The following is a 22,815-nucleotide window of genomic DNA, read 5'->3' on the forward strand; positions in this document are numbered from 1 at the left end:
TAAAAATGTTGCTCATCTTTTAGTATCTGGCAGTACCGTTGATTTTGTAGTGAATCCAGTGCCCTTTACTGTTATGTGAGGCACAATTTCTATTTCTATATTTGGGAAGATTTTAAGCCACTTTTTTTTATAATACGTCTCCCATTTCTTCGGATTCGCCCGATAAACAGCTTGTCCAAATCCAAATATGTCTGATTTCAATTCCTTTTGCACCTTACCAAGTGTGAGCTGGATTCTTGCCTTCACATCCTTCTCAAGCATTGATTGCAGAGTATTGATTACTGCTGGATTACTTAAATCTAATCTTGAAGCATTCTCAAAGAGCTCTACTTCTCCATAAGTTTCTATCTTGATTTTAAGCTTACCATTACGGAATATTGGTTTAGTTTTGGTGGATACGTTCCATATTTGAGCCCCTATCCTTCCACCGCCTTTTTCTTTTGGTATCGATACTGCTAAAACTCCCCCAGATTCCAATTCATCCCGAATCCACAAAATTCCGCGGGCTTCTTTATCATTCAACCAACCAATTAATCGGTCTTCTTGAAATATTGCCGCTCCAATAATAGCAGGGACTCTTTTGGATGCTTCAGATCCTTTTCTTTTATTTCGGCTTGCTGCTAAGGGCAAGTTTGACACTTGGGCCGCAACGGGTTCTTCTCCTTCTGACAGCATTCTTCCCCAGAATTCTCGCACTCGGGTCCTCACTCCAACTCCCGCTTTTTCCTTTTCTCTAATTTCTTCTGCCAAAGCCGATTCAAACTGGGGATCTGCCTGTAAGATATCAATCGCTTCCCCTTTCGTAAATAAAAGATAATTACGTAGGTGAGCCTGCCGATGTCTTGAAAAGAAATCAAGAATAGAAGAAACACCGTCCTTGGCTAATTTCTCCCCCACAATAATTACACGGCCATGAGCGAAAAAAATTTCTCGAGGGACTTTTTCTTGAAGGGTTCGATATGCTTCCATGATAGTTGCTCCTTCTGCAGAAACTATCAGGGTTGATTTTGTGGCATCGGAACCTTGATTGGATGCGTTAGCTCCTCCAGATGCTTTGGGAACTGCAATTTGCAGCGCAAGCCGGAGTTTTCTATCCTTTGCCTTATCTAAAGCTACCCCGAGCACAATCGCTACATCATTGACTTCATGTCGGCTCCAACAACCAGCTAGTAAAGGTACTACCACTATGAGTAATGTCAGTATTCTTTTCATCTGCTATCCTCATCTCATTTAGTTTGAACGTTTACTATTTTGATGAGGTCCAGGGCGCAGTGTGTCCTTCATACGCGTAGTCTTGTTATTTACTCCCAGCCCTGGTCGTTTCACCATGGCCCATCTTGGGGCTCGGATGATGACATCTCTTAGGGTGCTATCGGCATCTATAGGGGCTACAGGTGAAAAATACGGCACCCCAAAGGAGCGCAGACGGCAAATATGAATTTGCAGAGCGATTGCGCCTAATAATACTCCGTACAATCCCATGACCCCCGCCAGCAGCATCATAGGAAACCGAAGGATGCGGATAGAGTTCCCAAGGTTATAGCTTGGATTGATAAACGATGCGATACCAGTTAGTGCTACAATCATAACCATTGGATTCGAAACAATTCCAGCCTGTACGGCGGCTTGACCGATGACCAGAGCACCTACAATACTAACAGCCTGTCCGACTGGCCGCGGCATACGAACGCCTGCCTCCCGTAATCCTTCAAATGAGATTTCCATGATCAATGCCTCTACAAATGCTGGAAACGGAACGGTTTCACGTGATGCAGCTACGCTAAGCAGCAAGCTTGTCGGCAGCATCTCTTGATGGAACGTTGTAATCGCAATATAAAGGGATGGTAAAAGCAAGGAAATAAGTAAAAACAGATACCGAATGCAACGAATAAACGAGGCTATAGGATAACGCAGGTAATAATCTTCAGTACCTTGAAGAAATTGAAAAAATGTTTGCGGAGCAATCAGACAAAAAGGTGTGGTATCAACTAAAATACCAACCTGTCCTTCCAGTAGGTTGCCCACTACTTTATCAGGCCGTTCCGTATATGCAATTTGAGGAAAAATAGAAAAAGGATTGTCCATGATTAATTCTTCAATATATCCGCTTTCTAATACAGCATCGATATCAATTCGATTAATTCTTTCGCGAACTTCTGTTACTAACGAGTCATCTGCAATGTCTTCGAGATACGTAATGACAATATTCGTTTTTGATAATCGTCCAACGGTTAGTGATTCCATCTTTAGTTTAGGAGTTTTTAGTCTTCTCCGTATTAAAGTAGTATTTGTTCGCAAGTTTTCTGTAAACCCTTCCCGCGGCCCTCGCACTACGGGCTCTGTTGATGATTCCTCTACGCTGCGTTTATCCCATTGTTGCAAGCTAATGAATAGCGCTTGCTGCATTCTGTCGATGAGCACTACCGTATCACCTGACAAAACATGATCAACCACGTCCTGAATCTTTTGTCCCTCACTGATTTGAGCCGCTGTAATGACTTGTTCCAGAAGCAGCTGTTTGATGAGAGAGGGTTCAGGAGGATGCGCCAGGTCTTTTCCATAGTTAAATAACGGCTTTAATACATCTGCATCCATTAATTCCGTACTGACAAGCCCATCTAAAAAAATAAGAGTTCCGTTTTGTCCGCCTGCTTGAAACTCGCGATACACTATATCGGAGGAACGAGTAAAAATCGTTTTTAATTCCTGTAAGTCGTGCTCTAAGTTTCCGGTAAGCACCTTATTTTTTAATGAGTCTTGTTCATCTTGAATCGAACGTTCTTTGTTATAGGAGCTGCTGTTGTGATAAAGAGATATAATGAATTTCGTAATGTTTTTAATCATATCGACCGCGCTTCTCTCCTCCAAATGATTTCATTTGATTCTTATGTTATTTTTGTTGAAATAAATACCAATTATGCATAATTGTGCAAATGAATAAGTCTATGCTTTTGGAGGGGGAGTGATATGAAAATGCTCCAATTTGCAGGGAACAGCGTTACGATGAGAAGCGCTTCTGAGAGGGGGGATAAAATAGTAAGATATTGTACAAACATTCCTTCTAGAGAACTTCCTCTAGAAGGAATGGGGGTGTCTATATGCAGGGTCTTTTCTGTATATGATCCCTTATATGTTTGTTTTATTCCTGCTTATACGAGCTTGTTGCCAGACATACTGTTTTTCCTTATATTGCTGATAAAACCAAATGAGCACAGTTAACCAAAATACACTAATAAAATATCCCCCAATGATATCGCTGGGATAATGTACACCCAGATAAATGCGGCTTATTCCAATTGCGAGAATCATTATGATACTTATGATAACCAAGATGGTGCGTCCCCATCGGGTAGGAATATGCCGCCATAGCAGGAATGAGAGAATCCCGTACAATGTACACGCATTTGTTGCATGACCGCTTGGAAAGCTGTAGCCGCTTACCTCAATGAGCCGATGTAAATCCGGGCGGGCTCGGTGGAAGAACAGCTTTAATGTAATAAAGAGGAGGTTGCTTCCTAAAACGGCAGTACTCAATAGAATCAGCTCTGATCGATGCTTTAACACGATATAGAGAAAAAACAAGGCAATCACAGCAAGCACCGCAACAGAACTTGTCGAGCCAATAACGGTGAAGAACTTCATAATAGCTGTCAGAATTGGAGATTCAAGTCCTTGAATAAAGGATATGACGGCACTGTCGAATGAAATAATGCTTTGTCTGCTAATTAGAATAGCCATAAGACCGAAACCGATAAGGGATAATAGGCTGATAATAAAAGCAGTCGTGAGTTGAAGTTTTAAGTTCATATAGCTAACCACCTTATAGTTATTACAATGTTTTTCTTTTTTTCCAATACGTATAAATGACACCTACACTAATAACCGCCGATAACAAAAGGTACATACGATATTTAGAGATATAAATGACAAGGATTTTCCAATTTTCTCCCAATGTTCTTCCTAATGTAATAAAGGTAAAAGACCATAGTAATGCTCCAGGGTATGCATATCGTGCAAACTTCTTAAATGAGTATCCATTAATTCCTGCAAGATAGGCAGTAATATGACGAACTCCGGGAATGAAGTATCCGATAAAAAGCAGATAGGGACCTAGCTTTGTAAATAATTTTCTTGTTTTCTCAATTCGAGACTCTGTAACATGGAGCTTTGGTCCGAACTTCGTTAAAAATGGCAAACCTAATTTGATTCCTAGTAGGTAGCTAAGCGAAATGCCCCCGCTTGTCCCTAAAACGGCACTCAATAAAGAAGGGATATAAGATATTTTTCCTTGAAATACACAATATCCAATAAAAGTAAGAAGAATTTCATCTGGCAGAGGAAGTCCAATAATGCCTCCCATTAAAGCTAGTATAATACCGAAATACCCAAAATGTATAAGAAGATAGGTTAATTGGTGCTCCATCCATTCACACTCCTATGCTATTGGAATAAAAGAGTCGGTTGGAGATGACGCTTTTCTCAGTATTCATTTTTCGAAAAGGATATATACGTGCCATGTTGTATTTGGCATTGGGATTAGAAGTAAAGTGGATCGAGACTAAGTTTACTTCAGGATATAACAGCAAAGGAAGAAAGTATAGAAGTTTGTTAGAAATTAGGTCTTTCTGAAGGCATTTGTCCATTGTTTGTCGAATCACATGATTGTGTTGGTACACTTCATTTGAAGGATGCTGTTGGCCGGCTGAGCATAGCCAACAATTGGAGCGGAATAGGCTTTGAAGTGATAGGAAAGCTCTGATTTATATAAACTTTAATCATAGGGGAGACATTATAATGAAACAGAATATGCGATGGGGAATTTTGAGTACAGCAGGTATTGCACAAGAAGCAGCTGTGTTTGACAATACGGGTTTAAAGATGGACAAACAACAAATAAAAGCCCTGTGTGCAAAATGAACTTGTACACAGGGCTTTTATTTATTTTTTAGTCAATGATTGCTTGCACCCGGCCGACCTGTCCATTTGTAAGACGAACTTTTATTCCGTGAGGATGAAATTGGGAATTTGTAAGCAGATCTTTCACAATTCCACGGGTCGTATTGCCTGTACGCTGATCCTTTTTCAGTACAATATCAACCTCCAGACCAGCCTGAATATTTTTTCTATATCGTCCATCATTCATCAAGTATTTCCTCTTTTCTTCTTAAGCTCTTTCTCTGCTTTTGGTGTTATCTCTTACTAATGGTATAATAATTTGAACTATAATGCACAGCTACTTGGAGGTAACATGTTAACTTTCGAACAAAAACTAGCTATTATTGAATCATTTCCGGAGCTTAAGCGCAAGGATGTATCCATGAAACGCGTTAATTTTCATTATGAAGAAAGTGCAAGCGATAAGAAAAACGTTGTGTATCATCTGCATCCAAATGGAAATGGTTTTGTATATGCAGAGCATGTAAGCGGCTATGATACAGATGACAAAGGTATGGTTAATATTCGAGATTTCTCAGAGGAGGAGCTACGCACAGTGATTGAAAAATCAATTCAGTCTCTTGCACCTCGCTCAGCCGCTGAAGCAGCGATTGTTGGGGACTCAGAGGAGGAACGCTGGGTAAATGAGGACAATGCATCTCTTATTTTAGTCCATGAGGATGAGATGTGGAATGTATATGCGGGTTTAAACCTTGACGGAACGTTTCCTTCTTATAATGAAGCGAAGCAGTATTTGGAGGAAGAAGGGTTTAAGCGGGGATAAGCCTTAACCATGATTGTCATTGCCAAAGAAACCGAACAATAGCAGCAATTATTCTTAAGATTTCCCACTGCGTTGAACCAGTTTCTAGCTGGAAATTTATACTCTTTTAAAGAGTAAGAAAAGCCTTGCGTATCACATACGCGAGGCTTCTTATAATAGAATAAATCAATATTGGGGGAGGGAGTTACATATTTTCCTTTGCGAAATCGTTTCATGTTTATTTTTATCTTGCTGTTAATGATTTCATCCATTATTTACTTTCACAAAGCTTATATACTTCCCGTGCCATAAACTCCAGGATATAAATCACAGGAAGCTGGGTAGTGATATTGACTGGTACATTTACATTTGACAGATGAGTTCGCTCTTCCGTTACATAATAAGAAATATTAATATCCGAAATCTTAGCAAGCGTACAGTTTTTGTTATTTGTAATACTAATAATTTTATTTCCTTCTTCTTTTAACTTGCTAACCTGATGAATGGTATGTTCGGTTTCTCCTGAAACAGAAAGGGCAACTGTAATACTATTGTGCAAGTAGTGGGAATGGATAGGAAAATAAGGATCATTAATGTAAAGGGAAAACTTCCCTAAGCTAGAGAAGTATCTTGCTCCATACTGCGCTAATATTCCAGAATTTCCGATTCCTACAAACAATACGTTCTCTGCTGCTTTAATTAATTTTGCGGCTTCGTGTATATGTAATTCAAGATTTCCTTTTAAAGTACGTTCAATAAATTCTGATAGGAAATGCTGCATGCTTTTTAAGTGAATAGCGCTATCTTTATCCTTTTCGAGATAGAGCTTTAATTTCACTTTAAACTCTGAGAAACCATCACAGTTTAGCTTTCGGCAAAATCGTAAAATAGTAGATGTCGAAACATGGGTTTGGTCAGCTAAATCACGGATACGCATATAGATAACCTTGTCCCCATTGGTAATAATGTAATTGTACAACGAGTATTCTAATTCATTAAATGTTGCAAGAACTTCACTTGGGAACATCAAAAATCCTCCTATAATAAGTCAGAGTATAAAGGGTGATTTTACTTATAATGGTTCAGTAACATACGCAGCCCATTTTCACATTGTACTATATAGCTTAAAGTTAAGAAACAATGTGTTTTTTTTATGTAACAAATTACAGAGCGAGACATAGGTTCCTAAATGGCTGTAACATAATTTATTTTTACTTTCAAAATTGATCCTTTATCTATTATACTGTCAACAATCGGCTTTGGCGGCATTGTCTTTGGTTTTAGCAATGCCGGAGAAGGAGAAGGCGGTAGGACGAGTCCCACTGTCATTGTTTCTTTAACTCTAGGTCTAGTCTCTCTGCTTCTTTTTACTATCCGTCAACTATCTATGGAGCGGCCGATGATTAATTTAAGAGTATTTAAGTATCCTATGTTTACAATGGGATTATTGATGGTATTTATCTGCATGATGGTTATTTTGTCTTCTATGCTGCTCCTGCCGATGTATTTGCAGGGAGGACTTGCTTTTTAGAGGTGAAATGAAGTGGTCTGTGGAGGAAATAGCATTCTCCACAGACTTTCTAATTTCATAAAAAATTTTATTGCAGAGGATAAGTCTTAGATCTTTATTGGTTTGTCTTTAAACTGCTTCGGCGTCACACCGGTAAACTTCTTAAAAACCTTCGTAAAATGACTTTGGTCATGAAAGTTAAGCATTGTATAAATTTCCGACAAAGAATGATTAGTAAGAGTCATTAGGTTCTTTGCTTCTTCAATCCGTTCATGCTGGATATACTCACTGATAGAAATACCAACTTCTTTTTTAAAAAGACCGGACATATATCTTGCATTCATGCCTGTCACATTAGCTAAATCAGCAAGGGTAATTTCTTCATAGAGATGTGTAAAAATATAGCTTTGACAAAGATGGACCGGCTTTGAGTATTTTTGTTTTTGAACGTTTTGTACTCGCTCTGTAAAATCATATAGGGCATCTTCTCATAAATGATTTACGTCCTTACTGTTTGTTAGCTCCTCAATATTTTGGATATAAAAGTCACTTAACGTATAAGCAGCTTCATGGTGAAGCCCGCCTTCCATCGCAGATCTTGTAATTAGAGTAATGCTTGTGATTGCTAAGTTTTTTTGATTTCGTAATTGGCTTTTCTTAGAAAGAGTTCCGAAGCCGCCCTTTTCGGCAGCAGCTTTCCAATGTTTGATTACTTCATCTTTACGTCCCTCCTTCACAAATTGCATACTTCTTTTTCCATATATAGGATCATGATGAAAGGATGTATTTTGCCGTCTCTCTGCAATAGCTAAATCAGGATTTTCCATTTCAATCTGCGGCCTGTCCAAGGTTTTATTGTGTTGAAGGATCGTTGGAATATCCAATTGTTCCTTGTAAATCATGTAGTAGAGGAGCAAGCCAATCCACAGAAATACGCTTGTTGGTGATTTGCTAGCTGACCCGCTTCTTGCTCCATTAGCCAAAGAATTGCTGGCAAAAACAAACGAGCATAATCCGCTTATGAGCGCACTAGGCCCTGAAGATGACCATGCATCGGAAATGTTTGAAGCGATGATGAAGTACTTACCGCTTCGTGCGCTTGCGAATTTCAGCGGGGGTACGTTTACAGAGGAAGCGATGGCCGATATGATTCGTCAGTTGAATGAAGAACAAACGAAAAGTTATGTGAGAAATTAATTACTATTGGATATTAAAAAATAGAACTGTAGACAAATGTTTCACAACAAGCCGAACGCGCATAGCAGTCGGCTTGTTGTGCGTCAGCAATTCCTCAATCCGGGCTTATTATGAAACTTTTAGATGAATGAAAAAGAAAATAACAAAAAAAACAGACATAAACCTAAAAAAGAGATACTTATCAAAAGGTTTGAAAACACTTACAATTGAGTTGGACTAAATATTTAAATCGATTATGGTAAGTCCTATGAAGAGATGAAAGAATGATTTATCAAGAAGACTCGCCAATTGGCAAGCCTTTAGGCGAAGACAGAAGCATAGTTGCACTTATAATTTATTTCCTAAAATTTCCTGCTGTGTCGAATTCGCTTCCAGTTGGAAATTTATACTTTCTTAACATACAAAAAAGCCGCGAGTATAAAGGGAGTATATGCTCATGGCTTCTTTGCATTTGAATAGAAGTGTATGATAGTAGGGATGTAAACGAGTATACTAAGAAAATATTGGTTATCACTTACAATGATTAACCTCTTGTAAAAGGCAGGTTGTACGATGAAACAATTATTTCAAAAGCGGCTGTTACGATTTAAAAATGAAAAAATTCGATATAAATATTTTATTTTCATGATTGGCTTGTCTATCCCTCCTTTGTTCTTGCTTGGATTCCTTTCCTATAACATCGCCAAGGATGCCTTGCGGCAAAACCAAATGGAGACGACGCAAAAGCATCTTCAAACATCGAGTGAGGTTGCAGACTTACTATTTCGCAATGTAATTAACATGGAGCGTCTTATTTCCTGGAGCAAAGATGTTCAGCAGGAATTGAAGGAGAGTGCGAAGATTCAGGGAGATGAACAAAATGTTCTTGGCGAAAGTACAACAAAGCGTATGCAGGACTTAATTGCAAGATATCTCATTGATACACAGGACATCGATTCGATTTGCTTATTTGACGTTCAAAACCATTCTGTATGCTATGGAAGCTCGAACAGTACAGGGATATATGGAACCGGAGGCATACATGGGGAGATTTCTCATCATGATTGGTATCAAAAAAGTGCGAGGGCGAATGGAAAAGCGATATTTTTTGGCTACAATGTCCTAACAGGAAGTGAGTCCGGCAGCACATTTTCCTCGGTGAAGCTATTAAAGGACCCAGAACAAGTATTTGATCCACAGATCACCGGCTTGTTAGTTGTAAATATTAAAAAATCTATGTTTTCAAGGGTATTTAATGAGAGTGAAAACGCTTCATTCGTTGTACTGGATTCCTCTGGTGATAAGGTAAATGCCATTTATAATTCCCCTTCTTCTTTTCAAGTAAATACGAGTCTGGGGAAGGATGTTTCCGAAACCTTTGCGAAGCTGCAGAAGAAGGGATATCTTGTGAGCAGTGATACAAATCAGACGACGGGTTGGATATTCGCGCATGTTACGAAGGAAAAGGAGCTGCTCAAGCAGTCGAACCAGATTGGAATTGTAACGGCGTTTATTTCCATCTTTATTGCTTTAATTTCTTTATTTCTCTCATTTATGGTATCCGGAACAATGGCTCGTCCTTTATTGCAGCTTAGAAATATGGCAATTGATTGGACAAAGAGCTTATGGAATTCGCATGAGGAGCCCCATACGGATGACATTGGCGTAATTGGACGGACATTTGAGCGAATTACGGTTGAAAATAAAGAACTGAATGAGCGGCTCATACGTGCTCAGTTAAAAGAGAGAGAGGCAGAACTCAGGGCACTGCAGGCGCAGATTAAGCCGCATTTCCTATACAATACGTTAGATTCGATGTATTGGATGGCTATTTTACAAAATAATCATGATCTTGCCAAAATGGCAGTCGCACTGTCGCAAAGCTTTAAATTAAGCCTCAATAATGGCAAGGATATGATTTTGGTATCGCAGGAATTGGAGCATATTCAACATTATATGACCATTCAAAATATGCGCTATCATAATCGATTTCAATATATTGAGGATGTTGATCCTGCCTTAATGAATAGGGAAATGCTCAAGCTGCTGCTTCAGCCGCTCGTGGAGAATGCGATTTATCACGGTCTGGAGCCAAAGGTCGGAGAGGGAAGTATTCATGTAACAGGCAGAACCCTGGATGGTTGGATTGTTTTTACCGTTAAGGATGACGGTGTTGGGATTGAGGATATGGATGCAACCGAGCAGGGGTACGGCTTACGCAATGTTCGCGAACGGCTGCAGCTATGCTATGGAAACGATAGTTCACTAACCATTTCAAGCGTAGCACATGAGGGAACGAGCATTGAAATTCGCTTCCGGGAAGATGCGAAGGGGGAATAGAATGTGTTAAAGGCAGTAATCTTTGACGACGAGTATATTGTATTGCAGGGACTGCAGGCAATGATAGATTGGTCGAAATACGGAATTGAGCTAGTAGGTACAGCAACAGACGGGAATGCGGCATGGAGATTATTTGAAGAGCAGCGTCCCGATATTGTGTTTACAGATATTCGTATGCCCGGTATGGATGGACTAGGGGTAATTGAAAAGATTTTAATGACGGCACCCGAAACAATGTGCATCGTATTTAGCGGCTTTAATGAATTTGAATATGTGAAGCGTGCGCTTAAATTAGGCGTGGCTGATTATTTGGAAAAGCCCATTACGATCCCGATGATTGAGGATGCGATTACGAAAACCATTGAAAGAATAGAGAGAGAGAGGGCAGTTTCTACATTACAGCTAAAATGGGAGGATAGCAGGCAGGAGCTGCTCGAGAAGGCGACGTTAGATTTGCTTCTCCGCGGCACGGAGGCAGAAGCGAAGTGGCGGGATTGCTTTGGAGGAGAGGCAGACAAGGTGACAGGTGTAACGGTTATTGCGCTCTCCAGAGATGACCTTGCCTTAGAAGGTAACAATTCATATCATGCGATTCGTGTTCGGAATGGACTAGAAAATCTGATTGTTGTATTCCATTTTCAGGAAGATACAACGGATGTATGGAATCAGCTCTTATATTGGACAGAGCCTGCCGGTGTTGGCCGAACGTACGAGCAAATTACGGATGCCGGGAAAAGCTATAAAGAGGCGCTGCAGGCACTAAGATACGGACAGTTTATGGAAGAGAAAGGCTGGACTCGTTTTGAAGATATCGGAGAAAATCCAAAAATTCCAGCAAGCCTATCGGAGCAAGAAGAGGCAGTTATTTTTTACATGCGTACAGGAGACAAAGCTGGTTTGCTTCAGCAGCTAGATTCCTTTATAGAGAAGCTGGAATCAGAAAGATTGAACCCGGATGTGATGGAACGTGAAATATTAAAGCTCGTGTACCTGGGGATGGAAGTCGCAAAGGAAACGGGAGAAGATGTATATAAAATCCGTCAGGCAGACTATTTGCCTCATCTAGAGATACGCAGCATACGTACAAAAGAGGAAATGCTTGAATGGCTGCGCACTCAAATGGAGATGATGATGGATTGGACGCTTGATGTGCGTCAAAATACAAAGCATGAAGCTGTGGAACAAGCTTGTGAGTATATGAAGCAGCATTATAACGAGGATTTAACGCTTCAGGAGGTTTCTGAGCAGGTCGGAATGAATGCGACCTACTTCAGCTTGCTGTTTAAAGAGGAAATGGGCCAGTCCTATATTAAATATTTAACGCAGCTGCGCATGGAGCGTGCGAAGGAGCTGCTTCGGGAAGGGCATAAGATAGCTGATGTCAGCGAGAAAGTGGGTTATCATAGCTATCGGCATTTCTCAGAACTATTCAAGAAACATGTCGGGATGAAGCCGGGACAATATAAGGAATCCTTTTAGTGATTCACAACTACCCCTTTTTTCACATGCAGTGAAAGAAGGGGTTTTTTACATATGTTTATACGACTTATGGTGAATATTAACCGCATTTTCAAAAAATAAAAAGATAAAGAAAGGGAAATAAAAGAAAAAACATCTATAATGTACTGTTTTTTTGTTAAGTCCCAAAAAAAACAGACGTAAAACCAAAAAAAGAGCACTTACAAAAAATGTTGAAAGCACTTACAATTAAGTTAAATCAAGGGCCCGAGAGATTAAGAGTCAGATTATTAAACTGTATATTACGCAATTATTTAGTAATACCTTTTATGTAAATACAATTTCTGTAGAGCTATAAGAAAAAGGTTTCAAAAATGTTATTACTCGAGAGAGAGGGAAGCATAACATGATGAAGACAAAAAAGAAAATCTTGGCGGTACTATCTACGACAGCTCTTTTTGCAGGGATTTTAGCTGGATGCGGCAGCAGTAGCAGCAAAAGTGAAAGCGCTTCAGGAAGCGGAGATTCCAAAGGGACGACTCTTACATTATTAATGGATAACCAAAGTCCTGCGACGATGGAGGGATTTAAAGCTGTTGCAGCGGAATTTGAGAAGAAATACAACATTAAGACTGAAATTGAAACTCGTCCAGGCGGCTCAGAGGGGGATAATCTAGTTAAAACACGTCTTTCTACTGGTGATATGACAGACTTAGTTGCTTATAACTCAGGTTCACTTCTGCAAGCATTGAACCCAGAGAAGAATTTTGTAGATCTCACAAACGAGCCTTATATAGATACACTCCTAGATACATTTAAGACATCAGTAACAGTAAACAAAAAGGTATATGGTGTTCCAGTTGGCGGCTTTAGCGCAGGCGGTTGGTTATACAATAAGAAGGTATATCAAGAGCTCGGTCTTTCTGTTCCAAAAACATGGGATGAGCTCATGGCAAACAATGAGAAAATTAAAGCAGCTGGTAAAACAGCGGTTATCGGCACATACAAGGATACTTGGACATCCCAGGTTATCCTGCTTGCAGACAACTATAATGTTCTAGCAGAAAGCCCAACATTCCCAGAAGATTTCACAGCAAATAAGGCGAAAATGGCGACAACACCAGCGGCTCTCAGAAGCTTTGAAAAGCTAGAGGAAATCTACAAAAAGGGTTACATGAATAAAGACTTTAATGCAACAGGCTATGAAGCGGGATTGAAAATGCTAGTGGATGGTACGGGTGTACAATACCCAATGATTTCCTTTGCACTAGCAAATATTGCAACATTATATCCAGATCAAGTTGATGATATCGGATTCTTCCCGCAGCCTGGTGACAGCGCTGATAAAAATGGTATTACTGCATGGGCGCCGGGCGCCATTTATATTAACAAAGCGAGCGAGCATGTAGATGAAGCAAAGAAATGGGCAGAGTTCTTCGTTACTCCAGAAGCTGTAGAGCTGTTTATGTCTAAGTCAGCTCCAAACGGTCCAGCTGCAATTAAGGATGTAAAGCTTCCGGAGAATGTGTATCCTGCAGTAAAAGACATGCTTCCGTACTTTAACGAAGGCAAAACAGCGCCGGCTCTTGAGTTCTTAAGCCCGTTAAAAGGACCGAACTTGCCGCAAATCACTTCTGAGGTAGGCGGCGGTATGAAATCGGCGAAGGAAGGAGCAGCATCCTACGATAAAGACGTAGAAAAGCAAGCGAAGCAGCTTGGCTTAAAGGGCTGGTAATCTGCTGAGGTCACATTTAAAAAGCGAGGCCCTGTCTGTGTTCGACAGGGCTGCTTTTTGACTTAAGTTATAGAGAGGAGATTCAGCGAAATGAGCAATCTTACAAATCGGACATATACGTATATGTTTCTCATTCCAGCTGGCATTATTTATTTCGTATTTTTCTTACTGCCTACCGTTATGTCCTTATTTTTCAGTATGACATGGTGGTCACTTACAGATTGGAAATTTATCGGATTAGAAAACTTTAAAACATTTCTGACAGAACCTTCTCTGAATATCGGATTTAAAAATACGATTATCTACGCCGTTGTGACATGTGGCCTTAAGGTCATTCTTGGCTTACTCCTTGGTGTATTCCTTAGCTCAAAGCTCAAAACAGTGGGCTTTATCCGTTCTATGGTCTTTTTCCCAACACTTTTAAGTACAATTGCAATCGGGATGGCATTTGCGATGATGATGCACCCAACGCAAGGACTGATTAACATCGCATTACAAACAGTAGGGATTGTAGGTCCCGACTGGTTAGGCGACAGTAAAATTGCGCTTCTTTCCGTCGCATTGGTTGATGTGTGGAAGGGGGTGGGGATGGCAACCGTAATTTTTATTGCGGGGATTATGTCTATTCCAGAGGATTACTATGAAGCACTTATGATTGATGGAGGAAATGCATGGCATAAGTTTTGGAACATCATCCTGCCACTCAGCCGTCCTGCGATGAACTCCGTTATCATTCTAGCATTTATCGGCGGTCTTCGTTCCTTCGATTTGATCTGGGCAATGACAAAGGGCGGACCGGGCTTTAGCACAGACTTAATCGCTTCTATTATCTACAAGCAGTACCAAGCAGGCTTTTACGGTCTTTCCACAGCCGGAAACGTAATTTTATTCCTACTTGTTTCTGCATTGGCATTCCCGCTGTATGCTTATTTGAACAAAAAAGAGGTGGACTTATGATAAGCAAGGTAGTGAACCAAAACGTAACACCCTCCGTTGTTCCTGAAAAACGAAAGGGATTGACGGGTAAAGGGGTTCGAAAATTCCTAGTGGAGTGCATAGCTGTGTTATTAACTTTAGTCGTATTCGGGATTCCGTTTTACTTTATTCTCATTAATGCTGCGAAAAATACACAGGAGTCTGCGCTTCTCAATATGGCATGGCCAAGCTCCTTCCAGCTAGTAGAGAATATGAAGGCTGTATTAGAAGCGCAAGATGGCATGGTGATTCTAGCTTTCTTTAATAGTACTCTAATTACCGGATTTTCTATCATCCTATTAATTATCCTTGGTGCCATGGCAGGGTATGTACTGCAGCGTAAGGTAAGCAAAGCAACACGGTTTTTTGACTTTTTGATTCTTGCAGGGCTGATTATCCCGCCGGCAATTGTCCCGACCATTTGGGTATTAGACGGAATCGGCTTATTTAAAACCATGCCGGGAATCATACTTGTACTGGTGGCACTGAATTTACCGTTTACAGTCCTGCTTTACAAAGGCTTTATGGCAACGATTCCGCGTGAAATTGATGAAGCGGCATTGATTGACGGCTGCAGCAGATTCCGCTTGTTTTTCTCAATTATCTTACCGTTATTAAAACCAGTTTCCGCAACAGTCATCGTATTGACTGCGGTAGGAATTTACAACGATTTTGTGCATCCGTTATATTTCTTTCCAGGTGCGAAAAACGCAACCATTCAGCTTACGTTGTATAACTTCTCAAGCATGTACAATACGCAGTGGAACCTGTTATTCACAAATATCGTATTAATCTCGCTTCCGCCGCTGATCCTATTTATTTTCTTCAACAAGAAGATCGTGGCAGGTATGACTGCTGGTTCTGTTAAGTAATAGAGGTGAGACTGGGACTGTGAGTGCTTCATAACTCACAGGTTCCGCTAGTCCTCCTTTGTTTAAGAGGCGAGACAAATATAAATTGGTTGAAATAACTGATGAAGAAAAGAGGTTTTTGTTTATATTACTTGCTTGCTTCATCAGATAAATATTTCATGGATTAACACAGGGCATGATGGGCATGAATTACAATCTCAAACGATTTCTAAAAAGGGGAGAAATACAAATGGCTAATTTGCAAGTAACAGATGTAACATGTGAGTATCAAACGAATCCGCTTGGGATTGATGTGAAACAGCCGCGTGTAAGCTGGCGTATTCAGTCAGATGTTCGCGGAACGATGCAGATCGCCTATCGATATCAGGTTGCTTTAGCAGAAGATGGTTTTGAGAGTCCTCTCTGGGATACGGATTATACAAAGTCTGATCAATCCATCCATATTGTGTATAATGGTCCTGAGCTCGCATCAAAGACGCGCTATTATTATCGGGTAAAGGTATGGGACAATTTTGGCCGTGAGTCAGAATGGAGCGATGTTTCGTGGTGGGAAACAGCGTTGTTTAAGACGAGCGAGTGGAAGGCAGATTGGATTACGCCGAATCCAGAAGAATTAGATCCGCTAACAAAGCCGATCTTTTTGCTGCGGAAGCAATTCGAGCTAAAAGAGAATATTGCTTCTGCCCGTATTTATGCGACAGGTGTCGGCCTATATGAGTTGTACGTAAACGGAGATCGCATAGGTGATGAATTGCTTGCTCCAGGCTGGACAAGCTATAGCAAGCGTATCCAATATCAAACATACGATGTGACTTCTCAGCTTCGCAGTAATGCGAATGCGATTGGTGTTATGCTGGCAGATGGCTGGTATAAAGGAGACCTAACGTGGGAAGACAAGCGCCATCTTTATGGGGACAAGCGTGCGGTGCTGCTTCAGCTGCATGTTCGCTATACAGATGGTACAGAAGAAGTTGTGGTAACAGACACGACATGGAAGGCAAGTACAGGGCCTATTTTATATTCCGAGCTGTATCATGGAGAAACATACGATGCTAGACTCGAGAAGGAAGGCTGGAGCAACACGGGATTCAATGACGCGGATTGGCACAGCACTGTCGTTTCGCAAATCTCGATTGGCAAATTAGTGGCGCAAGAGAATAGTCCAACTCGCGTAACGGAAACGATCCGCCCAATCTCTGTGTTTGTGACACCTGCTGGGGATACAGTGCTTGATATGGGGCAAAATATGGTCGGCCGTATTCGAATGACAGTGGATGCACCTGCTGGTACGCACATTGTATTGCGTCATGCTGAGGTGCTTGACAAGGAAGGCAATATTTATTTTGGAAATCTTCGAAGCGCCAAGCAAACCGTTGAATACATCACGAAGGGCGAAGGTGTAGAAACATACGCACCGCATTTCACGTTCCAGGGCTTCCGCTATGTAAAGGTAGAGGGATATCCGGGTCAAGAAAATGGCTTATCGCTTGATCGTTTTATTGGTGAAGTCATCCACTCAGATATGGATCCAATCGGTGAATTTGAATGCTCCGATCCAATGGTAAACCAATTGCAGCGTAATATCGTTTGGGGACAAAGAGGGAACTTTGTGGATGTACCGACTGATTGTCCGCAGCGTGACGAGCGTCTTGGCTGGACAGGCGATGCGCAAGTATTTATCCGTACAGCATTATTTAACTACCAAGGCGGACAATTTTTTACAAAATGGCTGCGCGATTTAGAGGCAGATCAGCTTCCAAATGGAGGAGTTCCTTTCGTTATTCCGAATGTTGTGAATGGTGATTCTTCTGCAGCATGGGGCGATGCGGCTGTGATTTGCCCATGGACTGTGTACTTGTGCTACGGAGATACGAGATTGCTAGAAGAGCAATACGGCAGCATGAAGGCATGGGTAGAGTACATTCGTGCGCAAGGGGATAATGAATATGCATGGAACACTGGCTTCCACTTCGGGGACTGGCTTGGCCTTGATTCAAAAGAAGACAGCTACTTTGGTGCTACTCCAAATGAGCTGGTTGCGACTGCTTACTACGCGTATTCTACACAGCTTCTTCGAGATGCAGCATGTGCATTAGGTAAGACTGAAGACGCTGCGGTGTACGGAGAGCTTCTTGAGAAGATTAAGCAGTATTTTGCAGACGAGTTTTTAACACCATTAGGCCGCTTGGCTGTTTCGACGCAAACAGCGCATGTGCTTACGCTTATGTTTGACCTGGTTGATGGAAAGAGAAGAGAGCGTGTTGCTCACGACTTAAACGAACTTGTCCTAGAAAACGACTATCACTTAACAACAGGCTTTGTTGGAACACCATACTTATGCTTTGCTTTATCTAACAATGGCTATCATGAAACGGCAGTGAAGCTATTACTCCAAGATACGTATCCATCATGGCTATACTCCGTTACAAAAGGAGCAACAACGATTTGGGAGCATTGGGATGGAATTAAGCCGGACGGTTCATTCTGGAGCGATGACATGAACTCATACAATCACTATGCGTACGGAGCGATCGGGGATTGGATGTACCGCGTGATAGCTGGATTAGATATGAACGAAACTGTACCAGCCTATAAACGAATCCGCATTCAGCCAAGAATTGGCGGCAGAGAATTGACACACGTACGCGCTGCTCATAATTCTATGTATGGAAAAATCACTTCAGCTTGGAAAATCACACATGAGGAAGTGACCGTTGAAGTTGAAATTCCTGCGAATACAACGGCGGAAATTCTATTGCCGAATGCAGACCTGCAGGATGTAAAGGAAGGCAATGCAGCACTAAATGAGCTAGAAGGTGTAGTTGACCTGAAGGAAACTGAGGCGGGCATAAGCTTTGTCATCGGTTCCGGTTCCTACCGCTTTGTATATCCAAACAAGCGGGGACTCAACCCAGTCTTTTCTCATGATACAAAAGTGATTGACCTACTTGCAGTAGAGAAGACAGCAAAGGTGTTAGAGTCACATTTCCCAGGCATCTCTAATCCTCATGGTGTTCTCGCTTCATTGCGAACAAAGTCACTTCAGAAACTAATCGAACATCCGATGTCACATTCTACAAAGGATAAGCTGGATGCAGTGCTGAAAGAGCTAAACGCTATTGAGTGGGAATTAGAGACTGTAGGGAACTAAAAATACAATTTTCATTTAGTGAAAATATTTATAAAAAAGTCAGCTAATGCTGGCTTTTTTGCCTAGTAGGAAAGCAAAGCAATTGGAACTATTATTCAATAAAGAGAAGAGGAAAGAAAATGTACGATCATATTGTTGTATTTAAATTTAATGAAAATATCACATCTGAAAAAGAAGATAATCTTCTTAATCAACTTAAAGCATTTAAAGGGAAAATTCCCGGAATTGTAGAACTTACTGCAGGAATTAACGTGACAGAAGAATTTGAAGCAAAACAAGGATATACCTTGGGACTACGTATTACCTTTGAGAATAAGCAGGCACTTGATAATTACTTACCACATCCAATCCACCAAGACTTTGTATCTTCATTAACTGGGATTATAGACAATGTCATTGTAATGGATTATGAGATTTAAGATCTGGTTCTGGTTGACAAACAGTATTAACCAATAAGGTATGACTTAAAGGCAGGGGGCTTCATATGAACAGCAGCGATTTGCGATCTTTTCTACTAACCAATAATACTATCGAAGCACCGGATTGGAACGCTATAAAAAACATCTATATAAAAAATCGGCTGTTCTCCACAACAAAAAAACAAGCTGAATTCTCATAAACAACTGTAAAAAGATAAAGCTTTTGTTAGGGGGGCGTTGCAAAAATCAGTTGATGGATCTAGAGCGATACCCCTTTCAGAAACATTTACCGTCTTTTGGAGCATATTAAAAAGGATAGCAACTTTATTCTAAAACATACTTGAAGGGGGCGGCTTTGTTGCCTAGAAAAGAGAATGAGAAATATACCGATTTTTCCACTGTTGAAGCAAGACACCAATATATCATTCCTGAGGAGCTGCCAGAAGGTCCTTACGGTTCTCCAATCAATGGGGAGCTTGGAAAATCGACTCCTTGGGACGAGGATCAAAGAACATACAGCGCATTTAACTACGTAGATAAAAATGCCCATGAAGAGACCGACCGAAAATACCCCGGTGCCCATCCGCCGCACGACAACCCTGCCATACATGAAGAAAAGCCTTCGTGAGAGCTGTACCTGAATGCCAATATCGCCCATGCCCTTAGCCGACATAAAGAGGATGGATCGAAGGTTGCTGCAACATGACCTTATGGAACTGGATTTCTTCTAGGGGTCCTGATGGGGAAACGTGGATATTATACGCTAAGAATATGCAGAATTTTATACAAGCTGCTAGAACTGTTGGTTCTGTTAAACGCTGATATGACAGGGATGTATAAAAACTGCATATACAAGAAAAACGGCAGGGGGCACAATCCTTTGCCGTTTCTGTATTTAAAGAGAAATACCACTGCCGATAATACCGACTTATGTTAACTGAGCCTGAATAGGATATACATTATTACACTAATATTAGAACATCATGATTGTGGAAATACTAAGATAATAAATTGATCCTACAATAGTAGCGGCATTTTTTCTTGTTGAATTGTATTGAAAACAAAATCAAAAATTTTTAAGGAGACAAACATTCTAAAAACTATCCAAGACACGTTAATTCCTAGTAGTTCAAGGGGTGAGAGTCATACATATAGGAATAGGATTCTGGTTATTATTTGCAGTGTTACGCTGGGGTGATTGGAACAATTTTAAGCGATTTTATCCTACAATGCTTTATATAATGGTTTGTAAACTCTTGTATGAATTTATCGCACATGAAAAATTTTATTTATGGAAACTCCAGCCTGATTTTATCTTGAATTTTTTTGGAGTTATTATACTTCATACTTGTTTTCTATATCCTTTTTCTGGTTTTCTTTTTTTGTCAAATTATCCAAAGGAGCTAAATAAACAAATATTTCACTGTTCAAAGTGGATTTTTATCTTTGCTTTGTTAGAATGGATTGGATATAAATATGGAGCTATAGCGTACTATAATGGGTGGAGTTTTTGGTGGTCATTATTTTTTGATGTACATATGTTTCTTTTTATACGGCTTCATTATGTTAAACCAGTATGGATGATACCACTAAGTTCATTATCAACCCTGTTTTATATGCTAGTATTTAATATGCTATAAATGTTAATGGGGAGTAAATCTTGTTTACTTCTGAGTTCGAATCTTATGTTAACCAGTCCCTAGGGTTGGTTTTCTTTTTTTAGCGCTGAGATGGCAAGTCATATCTGCGTTTTATCGTCAAAAAGGAATGAGATGGGCATGCGTTAGTTAGGATCCCTCCCCCTCCTGTAAAAAAAGAAGCTGAACCTTATCTTTGAATCGAGCAATCTTCTTCTTTGCTTTTAATATTAAAATAGATGAAAGCACTTACAATAAAAGTAAGTCAACAAGACTCAGAGATGAATTCTTTTGAATACGTTTTATAAAAATAGCATGCACGATAGAAGAAGCAATTTTGCAATTGTTTTATATACAAAGAAGAATTCATAGAGAGATAGGGGAAAAAACCTCTGCCCTGTATACATCGCAAGAGACGAATCATGATAATCTGAAGGAGGGGAGGCATAACATAATGAAAGCTAAAAGCAAAATCCTGGCGGTATTATCTAGTACAGTACTTTTTACAGGCCTTCTAGCTGGATGCAGCAGCAAGCAGCTAGAAGGCGCTGTAATTGGAACGAATTCCAAACCGGTTACGCTTACACTATTAATGGACAACCAAAGTGCTGTGCGAATGGAAGGGATCAAGGCTGTTACAGATGCAATTGAGAAAGAATATAACATCAAAACTGAAATTGAAACCCGTCCAAGCGGTGTGGAGGGGGATAACCTGATTAAAACACGGCTAGCTACGGGTGACATGACAGATTTAGCACTCTACAATTCAGGTTCTCTCTTACAAGCATTGAATCCGGAGAGAAACTTTGTGGATCTTACAAACGAGCCCTATATGGCAAATATTTTCGATACGTTCAAGGAAGCAGTAACGGTAAACAGTAAAGTGTACGGCATTCCATTCGCAACATTTAGTGCCGGCGGCTGGTTGTATAATAAGAAGGTGTATCAAGAGCTGGGTCTTTCCGTTCCTAAAACATGGGAAGAGCTGATGGCTAACAATGAGAAAATTAAAGCAGCAGGTAAGACAGCAGTTATTGGAACATACAGGGATGCTTGGACATCCCAGGTTATCGTTTTAGCAGATAACTATAATGTTGTAGCGCAAGCTCCATCATTTCCAAATGAGTTCACAGCGAACAAGGCCAAAATAGTGACTACACCAGCTGCTTTAAGAAGCTTTGAAAAGCTGGAGGAAGTGAACAAAAAAGGTTATATGAATAAGGATTTCAATGCTATAGGCTATGAAGCGGGACTAAAGATGCTGGCTGAGGGTACAGGTGTCCAATATCCTATGCTTTCCTACGTGTTGGCAAGCTTTGCACAGCTGTACCCAGATAAAATCAATGATATTGGCTTCTTTCCGCAGCCTGGCGACAGTGCGGATAAAAACGGCATAACCGTATGGGCGCCAGATGCCTTTTATATTAACAAGAACAGCGATCATGTGGATGCCGCGAAGAAATGGGTAGAGTTCTTTATTTCTCCAGAGGCAGTGCAGCTGTATTTGTCTAAGGTTCCTCCAGATGGTCCTGCTGCAGTAAAAGACGTAAAGCTTCCGAAAAATGTGTATCCTGCAGTCCAAGATATGCTTCCTTACTTTGAAGAAGGTAAAACGGCACCGGCTCTTGAATTCTTAAGCCCGCTTAAAGGTCCAAATTTACAGCAAATTACATTCGAGGTAGGCGGCGGTTTGAAATCGGCGAAAGAAGGAGCAGCATCCTGCGATAAAGTCTTAGAAAAGCAAGCAAAGCAGCTTGGCTTACAGGAATGGTAATAAAATAGTATATTCACAACAAGCCGAATGCTGCAGCGTTCGGCTTGTTGTATGTTCAGAAGTATGATTT

At 40.6% G+C, this 22,815-nt stretch carries 21 protein-coding genes and 1 pseudogene; 14 read left to right on the forward strand and 8 right to left on the reverse strand.

Going from position 1 to position 22,815, the window contains the following annotated elements; translation table 11 throughout:
• Positions 1-12: 12 nt before the first annotated feature.
• The 4 genes from AC6HZ4_RS03305 to AC6HZ4_RS03320 form a co-directional block, all read right to left on the reverse strand.
• On the reverse strand, positions 13-1,212 hold the full coding sequence (locus AC6HZ4_RS03305; protein ID WP_497493636.1) for a Ger(x)C family spore germination protein: 1,200 nt from the start codon (positions 1,210-1,212) through the stop codon (positions 13-15).
• An 18-nt stretch (positions 1,213-1,230) separates the two neighbouring features.
• The gene (locus AC6HZ4_RS03310) at positions 1,231-2,844 is read right to left on the reverse strand and encodes a spore germination protein (RefSeq protein WP_497493637.1); all 1,614 of its coding nucleotides are present in this window, start codon (positions 2,842-2,844) and stop codon (positions 1,231-1,233) included.
• Between the two features lie 282 nt (positions 2,845-3,126).
• Positions 3,127-3,807 carry a phosphatase PAP2 family protein gene (locus AC6HZ4_RS03315; protein ID WP_497493638.1) on the reverse strand — a complete coding sequence of 227 codons (681 nt, stop codon included), beginning with the start codon at positions 3,805-3,807 and terminating at the stop codon, positions 3,127-3,129.
• A 22-nt stretch (positions 3,808-3,829) separates the two neighbouring features.
• Positions 3,830-4,423 (reverse strand): DedA family protein, encoded by a 594-nt coding sequence (locus tag AC6HZ4_RS03320; RefSeq protein ID WP_497493639.1) that lies wholly within the window; start codon positions 4,421-4,423, stop codon positions 3,830-3,832.
• Positions 4,424-4,794: 371 nt separating this feature from the next.
• On the opposite strand from AC6HZ4_RS03320, the gene AC6HZ4_RS03325 reads away from it, so the two are divergent.
• On the forward strand, positions 4,795-4,917 hold the full coding sequence (locus AC6HZ4_RS03325) for a hypothetical protein (protein WP_497493640.1): 123 nt from the start codon (positions 4,795-4,797) through the stop codon (positions 4,915-4,917).
• Positions 4,918-4,945: 28 nt separating this feature from the next.
• Here the strand turns inward: AC6HZ4_RS03325 and AC6HZ4_RS03330 are convergent, their stop codons facing one another.
• The gene (locus tag AC6HZ4_RS03330) at positions 4,946-5,143 is read right to left on the reverse strand and encodes a YwbE family protein (RefSeq protein ID WP_497493641.1); all 198 of its coding nucleotides are present in this window, start codon (positions 5,141-5,143) and stop codon (positions 4,946-4,948) included.
• Between the two features lie 105 nt (positions 5,144-5,248).
• Between AC6HZ4_RS03330 and AC6HZ4_RS03335 the strand changes: the two genes are divergently transcribed.
• The gene (locus AC6HZ4_RS03335) at positions 5,249-5,719 is read left to right on the forward strand and encodes a hypothetical protein (protein ID WP_497493642.1); all 471 of its coding nucleotides are present in this window, start codon (positions 5,249-5,251) and stop codon (positions 5,717-5,719) included.
• Positions 5,720-5,969: 250 nt separating this feature from the next.
• Here the strand turns inward: AC6HZ4_RS03335 and AC6HZ4_RS03340 are convergent, their stop codons facing one another.
• Complete coding sequence (locus tag AC6HZ4_RS03340; RefSeq protein WP_497493643.1) at positions 5,970-6,725, reverse strand: MurR/RpiR family transcriptional regulator; 756 nt, start codon at positions 6,723-6,725, stop codon at positions 5,970-5,972.
• Positions 6,726-6,917: 192 nt separating this feature from the next.
• On the opposite strand from AC6HZ4_RS03340, the pseudogene AC6HZ4_RS03345 reads away from it, so the two are divergent.
• Positions 6,918-7,220: pseudogene (locus AC6HZ4_RS03345) on the forward strand (hypothetical protein); the annotation flags it as partial.
• A gap of 95 nt (positions 7,221-7,315) precedes the next feature.
• On the opposite strand, the gene AC6HZ4_RS03350 reads toward AC6HZ4_RS03345, so the two are convergent.
• Positions 7,316-7,609: a helix-turn-helix domain-containing protein gene (locus tag AC6HZ4_RS03350; protein WP_497495583.1), complete on the reverse strand. Its 294-nt coding sequence runs from the start codon at positions 7,607-7,609 to the stop codon at positions 7,316-7,318.
• A gap of 87 nt (positions 7,610-7,696) precedes the next feature.
• A complete protein-coding gene (locus tag AC6HZ4_RS03355) occupies positions 7,697-8,035 on the reverse strand; it encodes a hypothetical protein (protein ID WP_497493644.1) in 339 nt (112 codons plus the stop codon).
• Between the two features lie 121 nt (positions 8,036-8,156).
• Between AC6HZ4_RS03355 and AC6HZ4_RS03360 the strand changes: the two genes are divergently transcribed.
• The 11 genes from AC6HZ4_RS03360 to AC6HZ4_RS03410 all read left to right on the forward strand — a co-directional run bounded on the left by AC6HZ4_RS03360 (position 8,157) and on the right by AC6HZ4_RS03410 (position 22,745).
• Entirely contained in the window at positions 8,157-8,405 is a 249-nt protein-coding gene (locus AC6HZ4_RS03360) for a hypothetical protein (protein WP_497493645.1), read from the forward strand.
• A 552-nt stretch (positions 8,406-8,957) separates the two neighbouring features.
• Entirely contained in the window at positions 8,958-10,724 is a 1,767-nt protein-coding gene (locus tag AC6HZ4_RS03365) for a sensor histidine kinase (RefSeq protein WP_497493646.1), read from the forward strand.
• Positions 10,725-10,727: 3 nt separating this feature from the next.
• Positions 10,728-12,203 (forward strand): response regulator, encoded by a 1,476-nt coding sequence (locus AC6HZ4_RS03370; RefSeq protein WP_497493647.1) that lies wholly within the window; start codon positions 10,728-10,730, stop codon positions 12,201-12,203.
• Positions 12,204-12,588: 385 nt separating this feature from the next.
• Complete coding sequence (locus tag AC6HZ4_RS03375; RefSeq protein ID WP_497493648.1) at positions 12,589-13,917, forward strand: ABC transporter substrate-binding protein; 1,329 nt, start codon at positions 12,589-12,591, stop codon at positions 13,915-13,917.
• Between the two features lie 90 nt (positions 13,918-14,007).
• Complete coding sequence (locus AC6HZ4_RS03380; protein ID WP_497493649.1) at positions 14,008-14,874, forward strand: carbohydrate ABC transporter permease; 867 nt, start codon at positions 14,008-14,010, stop codon at positions 14,872-14,874.
• Positions 14,871-15,764, forward strand: a complete 894-nt coding sequence (locus AC6HZ4_RS03385; RefSeq protein ID WP_497493650.1) for a carbohydrate ABC transporter permease — start codon at positions 14,871-14,873, stop codon at positions 15,762-15,764. The genes AC6HZ4_RS03380 and AC6HZ4_RS03385 overlap by 4 nt, the downstream gene beginning before the upstream one ends.
• 229 nt (positions 15,765-15,993) lie before the next feature.
• Positions 15,994-18,915: a family 78 glycoside hydrolase catalytic domain gene (locus tag AC6HZ4_RS03390; protein ID WP_497493651.1), complete on the forward strand. Its 2,922-nt coding sequence runs from the start codon at positions 15,994-15,996 to the stop codon at positions 18,913-18,915.
• A 119-nt stretch (positions 18,916-19,034) separates the two neighbouring features.
• Positions 19,035-19,334 carry a Dabb family protein gene (locus AC6HZ4_RS03395; protein WP_497493652.1) on the forward strand — a complete coding sequence of 100 codons (300 nt, stop codon included), beginning with the start codon at positions 19,035-19,037 and terminating at the stop codon, positions 19,332-19,334.
• A 355-nt stretch (positions 19,335-19,689) separates the two neighbouring features.
• Entirely contained in the window at positions 19,690-19,962 is a 273-nt protein-coding gene (locus AC6HZ4_RS03400; RefSeq protein ID WP_497493653.1) for a hypothetical protein, read from the forward strand.
• A gap of 553 nt (positions 19,963-20,515) precedes the next feature.
• Positions 20,516-20,974: a CBO0543 family protein gene (locus AC6HZ4_RS03405; RefSeq protein WP_497495584.1), complete on the forward strand. Its 459-nt coding sequence runs from the start codon at positions 20,516-20,518 to the stop codon at positions 20,972-20,974.
• A gap of 451 nt (positions 20,975-21,425) precedes the next feature.
• Positions 21,426-22,745 (forward strand): ABC transporter substrate-binding protein, encoded by a 1,320-nt coding sequence (locus tag AC6HZ4_RS03410; protein ID WP_497493654.1) that lies wholly within the window; start codon positions 21,426-21,428, stop codon positions 22,743-22,745.
• Positions 22,746-22,815 lie beyond the last annotated feature (70 nt).

Source organism: Ectobacillus sp. OTK, from assembly GCF_059698935.1.